Origin of the sequence: Actinokineospora spheciospongiae, from assembly GCF_003182415.1 — a bacterium.
Taxonomy (GTDB): domain Bacteria; phylum Actinomycetota; class Actinomycetes; order Mycobacteriales; family Pseudonocardiaceae; genus Actinokineospora; species Actinokineospora spheciospongiae.
In genome coordinates this window covers 778,783-794,175 of record NZ_QHCP01000002.1, presented here as the reverse complement: position 1 = coordinate 794,175, position 15,393 = coordinate 778,783, and the positions used below count along the sequence as shown (strand labels likewise).

Annotated in this window: 15 protein-coding genes and 1 pseudogene; 6 read left to right on the top strand and 10 right to left on the bottom strand. The window is 72.6% G+C overall.

The genetic code is table 11. The features are described 5' to 3' along the window. Positions 1 to 44 precede the first annotated feature (44 nt). The 4 genes from dnaN to DFQ13_RS07195 form a co-directional block, all read right to left on the bottom strand. Positions 45 to 1,148 carry a DNA polymerase III subunit beta gene (gene dnaN, locus DFQ13_RS07210; RefSeq protein WP_110079343.1) on the bottom strand — a complete coding sequence of 368 codons (1,104 nt, stop codon included), beginning with the start codon at positions 1,146 to 1,148 and terminating at the stop codon, positions 45 to 47. Between the two features lie 78 nt (positions 1,149 to 1,226). Continuing rightward, positions 1,227 to 2,465 (bottom strand): MFS transporter, encoded by a 1,239-nt coding sequence (locus DFQ13_RS07205; RefSeq protein WP_035287221.1) that lies wholly within the window; start codon positions 2,463 to 2,465, stop codon positions 1,227 to 1,229. Between the two features lie 389 nt (positions 2,466 to 2,854). Beyond that, positions 2,855 to 3,529 (bottom strand): Crp/Fnr family transcriptional regulator, encoded by a 675-nt coding sequence (locus tag DFQ13_RS07200; RefSeq protein WP_035287224.1) that lies wholly within the window; start codon positions 3,527 to 3,529, stop codon positions 2,855 to 2,857. Between the two features lie 158 nt (positions 3,530 to 3,687). Then, positions 3,688 to 3,939: a hypothetical protein gene (locus DFQ13_RS07195; protein WP_035287227.1), complete on the bottom strand. Its 252-nt coding sequence runs from the start codon at positions 3,937 to 3,939 to the stop codon at positions 3,688 to 3,690. Between the two features lie 213 nt (positions 3,940 to 4,152). Between DFQ13_RS07195 and nth the strand changes: the two genes are divergently transcribed. From nth to DFQ13_RS07175, 4 genes are read left to right on the top strand one after another with little or no spacing between them, the layout of a single operon-like run. Then, positions 4,153 to 4,869, top strand: coding sequence for an endonuclease III (nth, locus tag DFQ13_RS07190; protein ID WP_110079342.1), 717 nt, complete (start codon positions 4,153 to 4,155; stop codon positions 4,867 to 4,869). Further along, complete coding sequence (locus DFQ13_RS07185; protein ID WP_110079234.1) at positions 4,866 to 5,465, top strand: TlpA family protein disulfide reductase; 600 nt, start codon at positions 4,866 to 4,868, stop codon at positions 5,463 to 5,465. Before nth ends, DFQ13_RS07185 begins: the two co-directional genes overlap by 4 nt. Then, a complete protein-coding gene (locus DFQ13_RS07180; RefSeq protein WP_052021761.1) occupies positions 5,462 to 6,175 on the top strand; it encodes an NUDIX hydrolase in 714 nt (237 codons plus the stop codon). Before DFQ13_RS07185 ends, DFQ13_RS07180 begins: the two co-directional genes overlap by 4 nt. A 2-nt stretch (positions 6,176 to 6,177) precedes the next feature. After that, positions 6,178 to 7,362, top strand: a complete 1,185-nt coding sequence (locus DFQ13_RS07175) for a MarP family serine protease (RefSeq protein WP_110079233.1) — start codon at positions 6,178 to 6,180, stop codon at positions 7,360 to 7,362. 31 nt (positions 7,363 to 7,393) lie between these two features. Here DFQ13_RS07175 and DFQ13_RS34845 read toward each other — a convergent pair whose 3' ends face one another. The 4 genes and pseudogenes from DFQ13_RS34845 to DFQ13_RS07160 all read right to left on the bottom strand — a co-directional run bounded on the left by DFQ13_RS34845 (position 7,394) and on the right by DFQ13_RS07160 (position 10,097). Then, the gene (locus DFQ13_RS34845) at positions 7,394 to 7,903 is read right to left on the bottom strand and encodes an amino acid--tRNA ligase-related protein (protein WP_233438289.1); all 510 of its coding nucleotides are present in this window, start codon (positions 7,901 to 7,903) and stop codon (positions 7,394 to 7,396) included. Between the two features lie 244 nt (positions 7,904 to 8,147). Beyond that, positions 8,148 to 8,327: pseudogene (locus DFQ13_RS34840) on the bottom strand (OB-fold nucleic acid binding domain-containing protein); the annotation flags it as partial. Positions 8,328 to 8,652: 325 nt separating this feature from the next. Further along, entirely contained in the window at positions 8,653 to 9,591 is a 939-nt protein-coding gene (locus DFQ13_RS07165) for an alpha/beta fold hydrolase (protein ID WP_110079232.1), read from the bottom strand. An 8-nt stretch (positions 9,592 to 9,599) separates the two neighbouring features. After that, entirely contained in the window at positions 9,600 to 10,097 is a 498-nt protein-coding gene (locus DFQ13_RS07160; RefSeq protein ID WP_035287242.1) for a phage holin family protein, read from the bottom strand. A 216-nt stretch (positions 10,098 to 10,313) separates the two neighbouring features. Here DFQ13_RS07160 and DFQ13_RS07155 point away from each other — a divergent pair, with 216 nt between their 5' ends. After that, a complete protein-coding gene (locus DFQ13_RS07155) occupies positions 10,314 to 11,039 on the top strand; it encodes a lysophospholipid acyltransferase family protein (protein ID WP_407643133.1) in 726 nt (241 codons plus the stop codon). Here the strand turns inward: DFQ13_RS07155 and DFQ13_RS07150 are convergent. After that, complete coding sequence (locus DFQ13_RS07150) at positions 11,036 to 11,755, bottom strand: VIT1/CCC1 transporter family protein (protein WP_110079341.1); 720 nt, start codon at positions 11,753 to 11,755, stop codon at positions 11,036 to 11,038. The two genes, DFQ13_RS07155 and DFQ13_RS07150, sit on opposite strands and share 4 nt — an antisense overlap. A 148-nt stretch (positions 11,756 to 11,903) precedes the next feature. Further along, positions 11,904 to 13,883, bottom strand: coding sequence for an acetate--CoA ligase (gene acs / locus DFQ13_RS07145; RefSeq protein ID WP_110079231.1), 1,980 nt, complete (start codon positions 13,881 to 13,883; stop codon positions 11,904 to 11,906). A gap of 254 nt (positions 13,884 to 14,137) precedes the next feature. Between acs and DFQ13_RS07140 the strand changes: the two genes are divergently transcribed. Then, complete coding sequence (locus tag DFQ13_RS07140) at positions 14,138 to 15,334, top strand: MFS transporter (RefSeq protein ID WP_110079230.1); 1,197 nt, start codon at positions 14,138 to 14,140, stop codon at positions 15,332 to 15,334. The last annotated feature ends 59 nt before the right edge of the window (positions 15,335 to 15,393 follow it).

Sequence of the window (15,393 nt, the reverse complement as noted above, 5' to 3'; positions counted from 1 at the left end):
ACTGTGGAGTTGTCAAGGAACGCGGGGAAGGGGAGTGGGGGCGGTCAGGGCTGGGGCGGGCGGATGGGGACGAGGATGTACTTGATGTTCACCTCCCCCGGGTCCACGGCGGTGAGGATGGTGGCGCGCATCCCGGGCTGGATGGCCAGGTGGACCTCGCCGCCCGCGAAGGGGCGTAAGGCGTCCACGAGGTAGCGGGCCTGGTAGCTGGGGCTGGTGCGGCCGTCGTGGGTGGTGGCCTTGAGGGTTTCCTCCGCTTCGCCCGACTGCTGGTTGGCGCTGCGGAGGCGGAGGTGGGAATCGCCCACCTCCAGGTGCACCACCCCTCGGGTGTCGGCGTAGAGGGAGGTTCGGCGGACGGCGGCGAGGAGGGCGTCGGCGTCCGCTTCCACCCTGGTGTCCACCTTGGACAAGACTACGTTGCCCTCGTTGACGAAGGTGCCGTCGAGGACGGCCGTGGTCGCCGTCGAGCGGCGCCAGGACAGCGAGAACGTGTTGTGGGCCGACCGGAGGGTCACCTCGTGCTCACCCGCCACCTGCTTCCCCACCTCCGCGAGCAGGGTGGCGGGGACCAGGGCGTCGACCGGGTCGCCCTGGGCGGTCCAGGGGATGGTGGCGATGGCCATCCGGTAGCGGTCGGTGGCGCGGAGGATCAGGCGGTCGCCCTCGCTCTGCACGCGGACCCCCGTGAAGATGGGCAGGGCGTCGTCGCGGGAGGCAGTTCCAGCCACTGTGGACAGTGCGGTGGCCAGGTGGGTGCCGGAGACGGTTCCGTTGGCGGTGTCCTGCCGCGGTGGGGTTCCCGGGTGCAGGTCGATGTCCAGCAGGGGGAGGGCGAAGCGGGCGCCCTCGGTGCGGATGGCGAGGCGGGAGCCCTCGACCACCAGGCGGATCTGCGGGGCGGTGAGGGCGCGCAGGGTTTCCGCCAGCGGTTTGGCCGGGACGAGTGCCCGGCCCTCCGCGTGCACGAGGGCCGGGCACTCGACCCTGGCGGAGCGTTCGCGGTCGCTCGCTTCGAGGACCACGCCTTCCGCGGTGGCGGTGATGACCACCCCGCTGAGGACGGGGTCCAGCAGTTTGCCGGGGACCAGGCGGACCAGGTCGGCCGCGGCGGCGGCCAGGTGCTCTGTGGTGACGGTGAGATCCATGGCGCCGAAGGTAGCGACGGCCACCGACAAGCGCGAAAAGTTGTCCACAGGCCCCTTGTGGCCTGTCACCCGACCGGGTCAGGTCAGGGCGGGAACCCGGTCTTCCGCCTGGTCGGCGGCGTCCTGGACGGTCGAGCGGCGCAGGTAGACCACCACGGCGAACAGCAGGCCGACCACGCACGCGGCGACGTAGGCCGCCCACACCCCGACGTGCTCCACCAACTGCCCGGACACCGACTGGCCGAAGGCGAGGCCCAGGGTGACCGCGGTGATCACCCAGCCGAACGCCTCGGTGGCGCTGCTCTGCGGGGCCACCAGTTCGATCGCCGCCGAGTGGGCGGTCGCCTGCGGGGTGACGAGCATCCCCGCGACCAGCAGGACGATGCCCAGGCTGATCAGGGAGGTGGGGATGGCCAGCAGCGCCACCAGGACCGAGAAGCCCGCCAGCAGCGCGGGCAGCCGCAGGCTCATCGGGCGCGGCCACGGGCGGACGCCGTAGAACACGCCGAACGCGACCGAGCTGATCGACCACAGGCCCAGCAGCAGTCCGCCCGCCGGGGCGTTGCCGGTGGCGGTCGCGGCGGCCGGGACGGCGACCTCGACGAAGCCGATGGTGACGCCGAAGCCCATCGCGGCCAGGGCCACCGTGCGCAGGCCCGGGCTGGCGAGCGCGCCGAGCAGACCACCCCTGGCCGCGTTCGGGGCGGGGCGGACGCGGCGGATGGTCGGGGTCAGGGCGAAGCCGAAGGCGCCGACGACCATGCAGGCCGCGCCCGCGACCACGCCGGTGCCCGCCCACGGGGCGGCGATCAGCACGCCGGACAGGGCCGGGCCCAGGATGAAGAAGACCTCCATGCTGATGGCCTCGTAGGCGAGGGCGGCGTCGCGCACCGGACCGGCGGGCACCAGCCGGGTCCACATGGCCCGCGAGGCCGCGCCGATCATCGGTTCGGTGATGCCCACGCCGAAGCCGAAGGCGATGAGGACCGGGGTGGGCGCGCCGCTCTCCACCGCGAGCACCGAGGCGGTGACCACGAGGGCGAACAGGGTGGCGGTGACGAGCAGCGGCAGGGTCGGGCCGACCCGGTCCATGATCCGGCCCTGCGCCACCGAGCCGATCGCCACGCCGACCAGCGCCGCCGCCGAGACCAGGCCCGCGCTGGCGAACGAGCCGGTGGCGTCCTGGACGTAGAACAGCATGGCCAGGCCGATCATGGCCACCGGCAGGCGCCCGAGCAGGGAGGTCAGCACGGGGCCGCGGGCACCCGGGGCGGTCAGGGCAGCGCGGTAGTCGGACAGGCCGGTGGAATGGGACATGCGTACCAGTATGCACACTCTGGTACGGCCGTACCAATAATTTTCCGGTGGTCTCGGACACCGTCGGTATGCGATGTCTCGATCCTGTAACGGTATGTCGGATTTCGGGAGGAACCGGGCAACCGAACCCGCAGAAGGTGAGTCCTTGAGGGTGAAAACCCTTGAGCGAGGGGTGGGGGTCCGTGCGACGCTTGCCCCACACGACTCCCTCCGGTGAAGAGGTTCGGGGCCTGGGCCGGAGGGCGGGGAGCGTGGGCTGTCGGGGGATGGTCCGCGCACAGCGGAGGGCCGGTGCGCCGCGTCGGGGGCGGCGCCCGGCCCTTCGTCACGTCCGGGGACGGGGAAGAGGCCGCGGTCGGTGACCGCGGCCTCTTCCCCTGCTCATGCGCTCAGCGCGCGCGTCTGGCGAGCCGCTCCGGGTCGAGGATCAGCACGCTCTTGCCCTCGAGCCGCAGCCAGCCGCGGTGCGCGAAGTCGGCCAGCGCCTTGTTCACGGTCTCGCGGGAGGCGCCGACGTACTGGGCGATCTCCTCCTGCGTCAGGTCGTGGGTGACCCGCAGCAGGCCCGCCTCCTGGCTGCCGAAGCGCTGCGCGAGCTGCAGCAGCGCCTTGGCGACCCGGCCGGGCACGTCCGTGAAGATCAGGTCGGCCAGCATCCCGTTCGTCCGGCGCAGCCTCCTGGCGATCACCCGCAGCAACTGCTCGGCGATCTCCGGTCGGTTGGCGATCCACTGCCGCAGCGCCGGTCGGTCCATCGTCACCGCGCGGACCTCGGTGACCGTCGTCGCGGTCGACGTCCGCGGACCCGGGTCGAAGATCGACAGCTCGCCGAACATGTCCGACGGGCCGAAGATCCCCAGCAGGTTCTCCCTGCCGTCGGGCGACTTGCGGCCGAGCTTCACCTTGCCGGACTGGATGATGTACAGCCGGTCACCGGGCTCGCCCTCCGCGAAGATCACATGTCCACGGGGGAACTCCACCGACTCGAGTGTCTGTGCGAGCGCTTCGGCCGCGGCCGGCTCGACCCCTTGGAAGATGCCCGCACGGGCCAGGGTCTCATCCACCTCGGTCCTCCTGTTTCCACCCGGCGGCCACGAGGCTGCGCCGCCGATCACTAACAGACAGTGTAGGGGGTGACCCCAGTTCCTCTGGGAGCCGCGCCGACCGTCCGGTAACAAACCTCCGGCGCAGGTCACCGCCCCAACCGCTCGACCTTAGCGCCCTACCCCCGACCCCGGCGACCGCGCAGCTTCGCGGCCCGGCCGCCGAGCCTGCGCAGCCGGAACAACTCCAGGGCCCGGCCGATGCCGTGGCCGTAGAGCGCGCGCACCTCGTCCGGGCGGGCCTGCTCCAGGAATTCCTCCACGTCGGTCTCCTGGACGGCGACGTGGCGCAGGCGGGCCTCGACCCGCTCCATGAACAGCGCGAAGAACATGATCACCAGCGGTACCGCGAACACGAACCAGACAGCCATGGGTCGTAGATCCTCAGCTCGTCGTCCATCCGGAACCCGGGGCTCCCGGTCCGGTCAAGGGGGTGGTCGTCTCAGAAGACGTCCGGTGCACATCTCGGGTTGTCCGACGGCCCGTAGGCTATCGAGGTGCCTCCCACCACCCGACGACCGCCCCGCGCAGCAGCTCCGGTGGACGGCGGACCGGGGATCGCCCTCACCCGCCGCGCCCGCCGGATGGTGCGCGCGCTGGCTGAGGGCTACCCGGACGCCCACTGCGAACTCGACTTCACCAACCCGCTCGAGCTGGCGGTGGCGACCATCCTGTCCGCCCAGTGCACGGACAAGAAGGTCAACGAGACCACCCCTGCCCTGTTCGCGCGGTACCGCACCGCCGCCGACTACGCGGGCGCCGAGCGCACCGAACTCGAAGAGCTGATCCGGGCCACGGGCTTCTACCGGAACAAGACCAGCTCCCTGATGGGCCTCGGCGCCGCGCTCGTGGAGAAGTTCGACGGCGAGGTGCCAGACACGCTCGACGAGCTGGTCACGCTCCCCGGCATCGGCCGCAAGACCGCCAACGTCGTCCTCGGCAACGCCTTCGACGTCCCCGGCATCACCGTCGACACCCACTTCGGCAGGCTGGTCCGCCGGTGGGGGTGGACCGAGGAGGAGGACCCGGTCAAGGTCGAGCACGCGATCGGCCCGCTGATCCCGCGCAAGGACTGGACGATGGCCTCGCACTGGATCATCTTCCACGGCAGGCGGGTCTGCCACGCCCGCAAACCCGCCTGCGGCGCCTGCTTCCTGGCCCCGGAGTGCCCGTCGTTCGGCGAGGGGCCCACCGAGCCGGACAAGGCCGCCAAGCTGGTCAAGGGCGTGGAGGCCGAGCACCTGCTGGAACTGGCCGAGCGGGTCCGCGGCGGCTACCGGCCGGGGAAGTCGACCGGGTGAGCACCCGGCTGCGGTGGGTGCTGGTCGCGGTGGTCCTGCTGGTCGCCGGGGCGGTCGCGGTGTGGCCGAGGGGCGACGACCCGGCCCCGGCGTCCGCTTCCGCACCGGACCTGACCGGACCCAGGAAGGCCGCCGACCTCGCCCCCTGCGCCGCGACCGGGCCCGGTCCGGAGGTGCTGCGGTCGGTGACCGCGACCTGCCTGGCCACCGGGGAGCCGGTCGGCGCGGGCAACGCGCTCGGGGGTCGGGACGTCCTGGTGAACGTGTGGGCCACCTGGTGCCAGCCGTGCCGCGAGGAGCTGCCGGTGCTGGCCGAGTACGCGACCGCGGCGGACGCGGTCGACGTGGTCGGCCTGGCCGTGCAGAGCCCGGAGGCCGACGCGCTGTCCCTGCTGACCACGCTGGGCGTGCGCCTCCCGAACCTGTTCGACGGCGGCGGCGCGGTCGCGAAGGCGCTCAAGGTGCCCGACGCCCTGCCCGCCTCCTACCTCATCTCCGCCGACGGCGCGGTCACCTTCGTGACCCAGCCCCGGGTCTTCCGGACAGCGGAGGACGTGCGCGCCGCGGTGGCGCGCCTGCACGAAGGGACCCGATGACGCACGGACCGCTGGTGGACCCGGCCACGCTGCCCGAGTGGATCAGACCGCTCGTCGCGGCGACCGCCGACCTGGACGCGGACCTGTGGCGCCGCTTCTCCGAGCCCACCGGCCGGGTCCGCGACGCCGCGGTCCTGATCCTGCTCGGCGAGGACCCCGAACACGGCCCCGACTTGCTGTTCCAGTTGCGCGCCGACACCGGGGGCAGCCACTCCGGGCAGGTCGCCTTCCCCGGTGGCTCGGCCGAGCCCGAAGACGGCGGCCCGGTGGCGACGGCGCTGCGCGAGGCCGTTGAGGAGACCGGGCTGGACCCGTCCGGCGTGGTCCCGGTGGCGCTGCTGCCGCCGCTGTTCGTACCGGTCTCCGGCTTCCACGTGACCCCGGTGCTGGGCTGGTGGCGGACGCCGAGCCCGGTCGGCCCGGTCGACCCGGCGGAGTCGCAGGCGGTGGCCAGGGTGCCGGTCGCGCACCTGGTCGACCCGGCGAACCGGTTCCGCGTCGGTCACCCGTCCGGGTTCACCGGGCCCGCGTTCGCCGCGCCGGGGATGCTGGTGTGGGGCTTCACGGCGGGGCTGCTGACCATGGTGCTGGCCACCGCGGGCTGGGAGCGGCCGTGGGACACCTCGGACGTGCGCGACCTCGACGCCGCGTGGCGCTCGGTCGGGTCCGCGGGCGCCGTCGGGTCCGCGGACGTCGGCGCGGAGGTCTGAGCGTGAACTGGGTGGACGTGCTCGTCGTCGCGCTGGCGGTGCTGGCGGCCGTCTCGGGGGCGCGGCAGGGGGTGATCACGGCGCTGCCCGCGTTCGTCGGGGTGCTGCTCGGCGCGGTCGCCGGGATCAAGGTCGCGCCGCTGGTGGTGTCCCGGATCGACTCCACGCCGACCAGGGTGGCGTTCGCGGTGGCGATCTTCGTGCTGCTGGTGGCCCTGGGTGAGACGTTCGGCGTGTGGATCGGGCGGACCATCCGCCAGAAGATCAATTCGCCGCGGCTGGCCGGGGTGGACAGCGCGCTGGGCGCGGTCGTGCAGGGCGCCGTCGTGTTCGTGGTGGCCTGGCTGATCGCGCTGCCGCTGACCTCGGTGGGCGGCCTGCCCGGCCTGGTCTCGGCGATCAACAACTCGACGATCCTGGGCGGGGTCGACACCGTGATGCCGCAGGCCGCGCGCGGCCTGCCCGACGAGCTGCGCGAACTGCTCGACGTCTCCGGCTTCCCGGCCGCGGTCGACCCGTTCAACCGCACCCCGAACAAGGAGGTCGACCCGCCGGACCCGGCGCTGCAGGCCAGCGAGGTCGTGCGGCGGGTGGAGGGCAGCGTGCTGAAGATCAACGCCCGGGCGCCGTCGTGCGAGCGGGCGCTGGAGGGCAGCGGCTTCGTGGTCTCGCCGCAGCGGGTGATGACCAACGCGCACGTCGTCGCGGGCACCGACGAGGTGACCGTGGAGTCCGGCGGCCGGTCGCTGCGGGCGCGGGTGGTGCTCTACGACCCGGAGACCGACGTCGCGGTGCTCTCGGTGCCCGGGTTGACCGCCGAACCGCTGCCGTTCGCCCCCGGCGACGCGACGAGCGGCCAGGACGGGATCGTGCTCGGCTACCCGCTCGACGGCCCGTACACCGCCGCGCCCGCCCGCATCCGGGACCGAATCCCGCTGCGCGGCCCGGACATCTACGACGCGGCCACGGTCAACCGGGACGTCTTCACGCTGCGGGCCAAGGTGCTCAGCGGCAACTCCGGCGGCCCGCTGGTCGACACCAGCGGGCAGGTCATCGGGGTGGTGTTCGGCGCCGCCGTGGACAACTCCGAGACCGGGTTCGCGCTGACGGCGGCCGAGGTCCGCGACGAGCTGGGCCGGGCACCGTCGCTGACCCAGCCGGTCGGCACCGGTCGCTGCGCCTCCTGAGTGGGCCCGGGGGTTCCGGGCCCACTCCCGGTCACGGGTGGAGGCGGTTGAGGTCGCGGGGGAACAGGGTCGTCTCCCGGACGTTGCGCAGGCCGAGCAGGCGGGCCGCCCAGCGCTCCAGCCCGATGGCGAAACCACCGTGCGGTGGCATCCCGTGGGCGAAGGCGTCCAGGTAGCCCCGGTACGGCTCCGGGTCCTCCCCGCGCGCGGAGAGCGCGGTCAGGTAGTCGGAGTACCGGTGCAGCCGCTGACCTCCTGTCACCAGCTCCACGCCCCGGAAGAGCAGGTCGAAGCTGTTGGAGTACTCGGGCCGCCCGGGGTCCGGGTGGGTGTAGAAGGGCCTCTTGGCCATCGGGTAACCGGTGACGTACAAGAAGTCCGAGCCGTGGGTGCGCGAAGCCCAGTCGGACAGCCACCGCTCGTGCGCGGGCGCGAGGTCGGGTTCGCCGCGCGGGTCCTCGCCGGTGTGCCGGGCCAGCAGCTCCTGCGCCTCGACGAAGTGGATCACCGGGATCTCCGCCGGGACCTCGGGCAGCTCCACTCCCAGCAGGTCCAGCGCGTGTGCTCGCGGAGGTCACCGCGAACCGGGCCCGCAACCTCGGGTGGCGCAGCGCGACGGCGGCGTTGTCGAGGACCACGGGCAGCGTCGCGCCGAGCGTCGGGCGGTAGAGGTCGAACGGCGGCGCGGTCGCGTGCTCGGACAGCGCCGTGACCACCGCGTCGGTGACCTCGACGCCGCCGGGGGCCTGCGGGTTGGCCGTCGCCAGCCCGTCGACCCGCACCACCGTCTCCTCCGGCGGGAGGTCGGCCGCGGCGGGCAGCACGACCTGGGCCAGCCCGGTGCGGTCGCGCAGCACCAGGAAGGACACCGATTTCAGGGCTCGTCGCCGGTGGACCCAACCGGCCACCGACACGGGGCGACCGACCCGGTCCGGCAGCTCGGCGGCCAGGGTACGAGAGATCATCACCACTCCTCGTGGACATGGGGTGATCCCTTGGGAGTGCGGGCGAGAAGGGAACTCGCGGTGCCACCGCACTTTCACCGCCGCACGGGGCGACGGCCTCACGGGCCCGGTCACGGGGGCGAACCGGCGGGGCATGGGGCTGACCACCGACTGCGGCCGCCGTTCCTCCCCGCACTCGGGAGGGTCTTCACCGGGGGTGCGGGGTCGCCTTCTCAGCGGCCGGCGGCTCTCTGGGCCCGCGTGGACCCCGGTTACTCGTCTCCGTCTACGCGTTGCGCAGCAGGGTAGGCACCGGGAGCGGCTCGGCGCTCGTCAATTCCCGCCGTCAGTTTCCACGGAGGAACATCGTCAGCAGGGCGTTGGTGGTCTCCGGGTCTTCCTCGTGCGGGAAGTGCCCGGCCCCGGGGATGTCGTGGCGGATGTGCGTGCGCACCCATGGCGCGGAGGCCTCCCGGGAACGCGGCAGCACGCACGGGTCCTCGGCGCCGTAGAGCTGCTGGGAGGGGGCGTCGACGATCCGGGACAGGGCTTCGGTGAAGCGCCGCCCCTCGCTGCGCAGCTGGGAGCGGGCCGCCCAGCGGTAGTACTCCAGCGAGCAGTGGGCGGTGCCGTGCACGAGCACCGCGTCGCGGCAGCGGCTGATCGACTCGACGAAGTCCGGGGTGCGCTGCCAGCCAGGGCCCGCCCAGCGGCGGATGAGGGTCTCGACCACCGCGGCGCGGTCGCGGGTCAGCCAGCGCTCGGGGAACACCGGCACCTGCGCGCGGAACACGTGGCCCAGCGCGCGGGCCTGGTTGCGGGACCTGCGGCGCAGCGCGGTGCGGCGGATCTGCCCGCGCAGGGCCAGCGGGTGCGGGGCGGAGACCGCGCTGATGGAGCGGACGACCCGTGGGTGCAGGGCGCCGACGGTCCAGGCGAGCAGCCCGCCCCAGCCGTGCCCGACCAGGTGCGCGCGGGTCTCCCCGAGCGCGCCGACCAGCCCGGCCACGTCGCCTGCCAGCGTCCAGGCGTCGTAGCCGCGCGGCGGTTTGTCCGAGTCGCCGTAGCCGCGCAGGTCGACCGCCACGGCGCGGAACCCGGCGTCGCCCAAGGCGGTGAGCTGGTGCCGCCAGGTCCACCAGAACTCGGCGAACCCGTGCAGCAGCAGGACCAGCGGACCCTCACCGGTCTCCGCGACGTGCAAGCGGATGCCGTTGGCGTAGACGTCGCGGTGCGCCCACGGCCCGTCGACGCGGACGGTCGACGGATCGGGTGCGGCCGACACGGGGCGCGTCAGTCGGAGTGCTCGCCGCGCCGCGACAGCACGGCGGCGTTGTCCCTCATGGTGTCGATCGTGCGCTTCGGCGCCCGGATCGCCTTGACCTTGCGGTAGCCGAGGAACCCGAACAGGCCCGCGAACAGCAGCATCGCGGCGAACACGATGCCGAACGCCGCCGAGCGCACCAGGCCGACGTCGGCCAGCAGCTCCGCGAGGGCGAAGAACAGGAAGAACGAGCTGTAGAGCAGGACCACCAGGGCGATGATGAAGAAGATCGACCCGCGCAGACCCTTCTTGATCTCGCCGGTGACCTCCGACTTCGCCAGCTCGACCTCGGCTCTCACCAACGTCGACAGGTGGGTGGTCGCGTCCTTGACCAACGCCCCGATGGAGTGGTCGGACGCGGCCGCCAGGGCCAGGTCGTCGGCGAGGGGGATCGAGGGGACGGGCGGCAGTCCCGAGCCGTCGCGGTCCCCGCCTGCGTTTCCGTGCGCGCTGGTCACCTGCGACATGGTGCCATGCCGACCCCCGGCTTACCGGGCGGGCGGGCTCCCGCGTGTTTCTTGTGCCGGGTGATCAACCCGGCCGGTGCGCCTTGCTCCCGCCGATCAGCAGTGCGTTGGTCACCGCCGAGACCGGCGGCGCACCGGGCGCGGGGGTACCGGGGACCTGCGGGTTCCGCCCGGCCCGGCCGACCCGCCGCGGGACCGGTGCCCGAAGATTGGCGGGTGGACACCGAACGGCCGATGGGCCTGCGGCACGCGCTGGCGCTGATGTTCCGGGTGCCGCGGCGCGGCCGCGGGTTCTGGTACAGCTTCGCGATCGACCTGATCTGGCCGCTGCTCGCGCTCTCGGCCCGGCTCCGCTTCCGCGGCACCCTGCCCCGGACCGGACCGGTGCTGCTGGCCTCGAACCACCTCTCCTACGCCGACCCGGTCACCGTGACCGCGTACGCGCTGACCCGCGGGCGCATCCCGCGCTACCTGGCCCGCGCGGACCTCTGGCAGATGCCGGTCGTCGGGCGGGTGCTCGACGGCGGTGGGCACATCCCCGTCGAGCGCGGCACGGTCCGCGCGCGGGACGCCTACCGCAACGCGGTGGACGCCGCCCGCCGCGGTGAGTGCGTGATCTTCTTCCCGGAGGCGGGCTTCTCCGACAACGCCGACAACTGGCCGTCGGAGCGGGTGAAGAACGGGGTCGCCCGGGTGGCGCTGGAGACCGGGGCACCCGTGGTGCCGGTGGTCAACTGGGGCACCCACGACCTGCTGCCGTCCACGGCGTGGTTCCCCCGGCTGTTCCCGCGCCGGACCGTCGACATCGTCGCGGGTGAGCCGGTGGACCTGTCCGACCTGACGGCGGTCGACCGCGAGACCCTCGACGAGGCCACCAAGCGGATCATGCACGCGATCACCGAACTGCTCGCCGACCTGCGCGGCGAGCAGCCCCCCGGCTAGCCCACGGTGACGCCGAAGGCCAGGCCGACGCCGTAGGTCACGGCCATCGCCAGGCAGCCCACGGCGACGTTGCGGGTGATCGCGGGCCGCTTCCTGGCGCCGCCGAGCCGCGCGGAGACGGCGCCGGTCACCACCAGGCCGAGCACCACGGCCGCGGCGCAGGCCCAGACCCGGGCGCCCACCGGGGGCAGCGTGATGGCCAGCAGCGGCAGCAGCGCGCCGACCGAGAACGACAGCAGCGACACCCACGCGGCGGTCCACGGGTTGGTCAGGCCGTCCGGGTCGATCTTCAGTTCGGCCTCGGCGTGCGCGCGCAGGGCGTCCTTCTCAGACAGCTCGTGCGCCACCTGCCGGGCGAGTTCGGGGGACAGGCCCTTGTCCCGGTAGATGTCGGCGAGTTCGCGTTCCTCGGCTTCCGGCATCGTCGCCAGTTCCCGCTCCTCCTTGCGCAGGGCGGCCTTTTCCGTGTCGAGCTGGGTGCCCACCGAGACGTATTCCCCGCCCGCCATGGAAAGGGCGCCCGCGACCAGTCCGGCCAATCCGGCGAGCAGGATCGTGGTCCGGTCCGCGGTGGCCCCGGCCACGCCGACGACCAGGCCCGCGGTGGACACGATGCCGTCGTTGGCGCCGAGAACCCCGGCGCGCAGCCAGTTCAGCCTGCTGTTGAGCCCGTCGGAGTGCGGCTCGACGCCGTGTCCGGGGACCTGCTCGTCCATCTGCGTCACGGTCGAATCGTGGCACACGCGGAATGGTTCGGCTGAGTAAGTTCGACCACGTCAGGATAGGCGAAGCTGTATTAGTGGAGGCTGTCCTGAAATGCGTGCGGCCCCTGGAACACCCGTTCCGGGGGCCGCACGCATTCGGTCAGTCCTCGGAACTCGCGCTGCTCTTGAGGCCCGACGAGATCAGGTCCATCACGGTGCTGTCGGCCAGCGTCGTGGTGTCGCCGACCTCGCGGTTCTCGGCCACGTCGCGCAGCAACCGCCGCATGATCTTGCCGCTGCGGGTCTTCGGCAGCTCGTTGACCACCAGGATCTGCCGCGGCTTGGCGATCGGGCCAATCTCCGCCGCCACGTGGTCGCGCAGCGTCTTCGCGGTGGAGGCGTCGGCGGTCGCGCTGCCGCGCAGGATGACGAACGCCACGATGCCCTGGCCGGTGGTCGCGTCGGTGGCGCCGACGACCGCGGCCTCGGCGACCGTCGGGTGCGACACCAGCGCGGACTCCACCTCGGTGGTGGAGATGCGGTGCCCGGACACGTTCATCACGTCGTCGACCCGGCCCAGCAGCCACACGTCGCCGTCGGCGTCGTACTTCGCGCCGTCGCCCGCGAAGTAGAAGCCCTGCTCGGCGTAGCGCGACCAGTAGGTGTCGCGGAAGCGCTCCTCGTCGCCCCAGATGCCGCGCAGCATCGACGGCCACGGCTGGTCCAGCACCAGGTAGCCGCCCGAACCGTGCGGCACCTCCACGCCCGCGTCGTTGACGACCTTCGCGCTGATGCCCGGCAGCGGCCGCTGCGCCGACCCCGGCTTGGTGGCCGTGACCCCGGGCAGCGGGCTGATCATGATGGCGCCGGTCTCGGTCTGCCACCAGGTGTCGACGATCGGCGTCGACCCGGCGCCGATGGTCTCCCGGTACCAGATCCACGCCTCCGGGTTGATCGGCTCGCCCACCGACCCGAGCACGCGCAGCGACGTCAGGTCGTACCGGCCCGGGATCTCCGCCCCCCACTTCATGAACGTGCGGATGAGGGTGGGGGCGGTGTAGTAGATGGTGACCCCGTGCTGCTGGATGATCTCCCAGTGGCGCCCCTCGTGCGGGGTGTTCGGGGTGCCCTCGTAGACCACCTGCGTCGCGCCGTTGGCCAACGGGCCGTAGACGATGTAGGTGTGCCCGGTGATCCAGCCGATGTCGGCGGTGCACCAGTAGACGTCGGACTCCGGCTTGAGGTCGAAGACCGCGTGGTGGGTGTAGGCGGCCTGCGTCAGGTACCCGCCGGAGGTGTGCTGGATGCCCTTGGGCCTGCCGGTGGTGCCGGAGGTGTAGAGGATGAACAGCGGGTGCTCGGCGTCGAAGGCCTCCGCCTCGTGCACGTCGGGCTGCCCGCCGACCAGTTCGTCCCACCACAGGTCCCGGCCCTCGGTCCACCGCACGTCGCTGCCGGTGCGGCGCACCACGACCACGTGCTCGATGGACGGAGTGTGCGCGGTCGCCTCGTCGGTGTTGTCCTTCATCGGCGCGGGCTTGCCCCGGCGGTACTGCCCGTCGGAGGTGATCAGCACCCGGGCCTGGGCGTCGTCGATGCGCGAGCGCAGCGCGGCGGAGGAGAAGCCGCCGAAGACCACCGAGTGCACCAGGCCCAGCCGCGCGCAGGCCAGCATGGCGAAGATGGCCTCGGGGAGCATCGGCATCTGGATGGCCACCCGGTCGCCCGCGACCAGCCCGAGCGAGGCCAGCGCGTTGGCGGTCCGGCAGACCTCGCGGGTGAGTTCGGCGTAGGTGATCGTGCGGGAGTCGCCCGGCTCGCCGACCCAGTGGATGGCGACGCGCTCGCCGTGGCCCGCCTCGACGTGACGGTCGGCACAGTTCACCGCGACGTTGAGCCTGCCGCCGACGAACCACTTGGCGAAGGGGGCGTTCGTCCAATCGAGTACCTGGGACCACTCAGTGTCCCAGGAAAGTCGGGACGCCTGCTCGGCCCAGAACGCTTCCCGGTCCGCGTCGGCCTCGGCGTAGGCCGATTCGCCCACGTTCGCCGCTTCCGTGAACGCCGCGCTGGGCGGGAAGACCCGGCTCTCGGTGGACAGGTTGTCCAGCGCTGGACCTTGACCGGACTGCTCGGTCATGGACGAGACCTCCTCGGTGGTATCCGGCATCGGGGGCGGGCGCGGGCCGGTCGTCGGTACCGAATCTAGTGGGATGCGGCGCGGTCCGACAGTCCACGAACGGATAGGTGTAGACCAATACGCCCACTGTCGGACTCGTCCGATCGGCCGCCGCATGCTCCGTTCGGCTGTGCTCATCCGAATCTGCGGAAAGTAGCCTGGTGGGGACATACCGTGGTCGACTCGGGGGCACGCCGTGGACGAGGGATGTGACGATGGGTGGTGTTGACCGGGGGTCCCCCCTCGCCAGTCGCGAGTTCCGCGCGCTCTGGATCGCCGAAGCCCAGTCCGTGGCCGGGGACCAGCTCGCCAGGGTGGCCATCTCGGTGCTGGTCTACCAGCGCACCTCCTCGGCCGCCCTCACCGCCCTGACCTACGCCCTGACGTTCCTGCCCGACATCGTCGCGGGCCCGCTGCTGTCCGGGCTCGCCGACCGGTTCCCCCGGCGCGCGGTGATGGTGGCCGCCACCCTCAGCCAGGCGGTGCTCGTCGGGGTGATGGCCGTCCCCGGGGCGCCCATCGCGCTGGTCGCCGCCTGCGTCGCGCTCGAAGCGGCCGCGCAGGCCCCGTTCAAGGCCGCGCAGACCGCGCAGGCCCGGGTCATCCTCGGCAACGACGACCTCGCCGCGGGCCAGGCCCGGCTGACGACGCTGCGCGAGGTGGGGCAGCTCGCCGGGCTCGCCGGGGCCGCCGCGGTGGTCGGGTTCCTCGGCACGACCCCCGCGCTGGTCATCGACGCGGTCACCTTCGTCGCCGCCGCGCTCGTGTTGCGATTCGGCCTGCTCGACCGTCCGGCCGCGCGGACTGCGGCGGTCGCCACCGGCGGACTACTCCTTCCGGACCCCAAGCGCCGGGCGGTTGCCGCCCTGTCCCTGCTCGCCGCGCTCACCGTGATGCCGCACGGGCTGATCGTGCCGCTGGTCGACGAGCTGAACGCTCCGACGTGGACGATCGGGCTGCTCCTCGCGGCCGACCCGTTCGGCCTCGTCGTGGGCGCCTACCTGTTCTGCCGCTCGGGCAGGTCCAGGGAATCGCGCAACGCGCTGATCGTGCCGCTCGCCCTGCTGTGCCTGGGGGCACTCGTGTTCTTCGCCGCCAGACCACACCCCGTGATCGCCGCGCTACTGCTGGCGATCTCCGGACTCGGTGCGGCGTACCAGATCCTGGCCAAGTCGGCCTACGTGGAACTGCTGCCCGACGCCGTGACGGGTCGGGCGACCGGGATGGTGCGCACCGGGCTGCGGGCCGGGCAGGGGCTCAGCGTGCTCCTCGGGGGCGTGCTGACCGAGGTTTTCGACTCCGCCGCTGTCACGATCGCGCTTGCGGGCGCGATTGGCACCGTAGGCTGCGCTGTGGCGGGCTTCGTCTGGAACCGAGGGAGGTCCGGCTCGCCCAGGGAGGTGATCGCGTGATCGAGGCTCAGTACTCACGATTGCGCATTGCGGCTTCCTCCTCGGGGGTCCTGCCAATC

Coding starts and splice junctions, on each gene's coding strand:
- dnaN (WP_110079343.1), bottom strand. CDS start 1,148: ATGGATCTCACCGTCACCACAGAGCACCTGGCCGCCGCCGCGGCCGAC.
- DFQ13_RS07205 (WP_035287221.1), bottom strand. CDS start 2,465: ATGTCCCATTCCACCGGCCTGTCCGACTACCGCGCTGCCCTGACCGCC.
- DFQ13_RS07195 (WP_035287227.1), bottom strand. CDS start 3,939: ATGGCTGTCTGGTTCGTGTTCGCGGTACCGCTGGTGATCATGTTCTTC.
- nth (WP_110079342.1), top strand. CDS start 4,153: ATGGTGCGCGCGCTGGCTGAGGGCTACCCGGACGCCCACTGCGAACTC.
- DFQ13_RS07180 (WP_052021761.1), top strand. CDS start 5,462: ATGACGCACGGACCGCTGGTGGACCCGGCCACGCTGCCCGAGTGGATC.
- DFQ13_RS07160 (WP_035287242.1), bottom strand. CDS start 10,097: ATGTCGCAGGTGACCAGCGCGCACGGAAACGCAGGCGGGGACCGCGAC.
- DFQ13_RS07150 (WP_110079341.1), bottom strand. CDS start 11,755: ATGGACGAGCAGGTCCCCGGACACGGCGTCGAGCCGCACTCCGACGGG.
- acs (WP_110079231.1), bottom strand. CDS start 13,883: ATGACCGAGCAGTCCGGTCAAGGTCCAGCGCTGGACAACCTGTCCACC.
- DFQ13_RS07140 (WP_110079230.1), top strand. CDS start 14,138: ATGGGTGGTGTTGACCGGGGGTCCCCCCTCGCCAGTCGCGAGTTCCGC.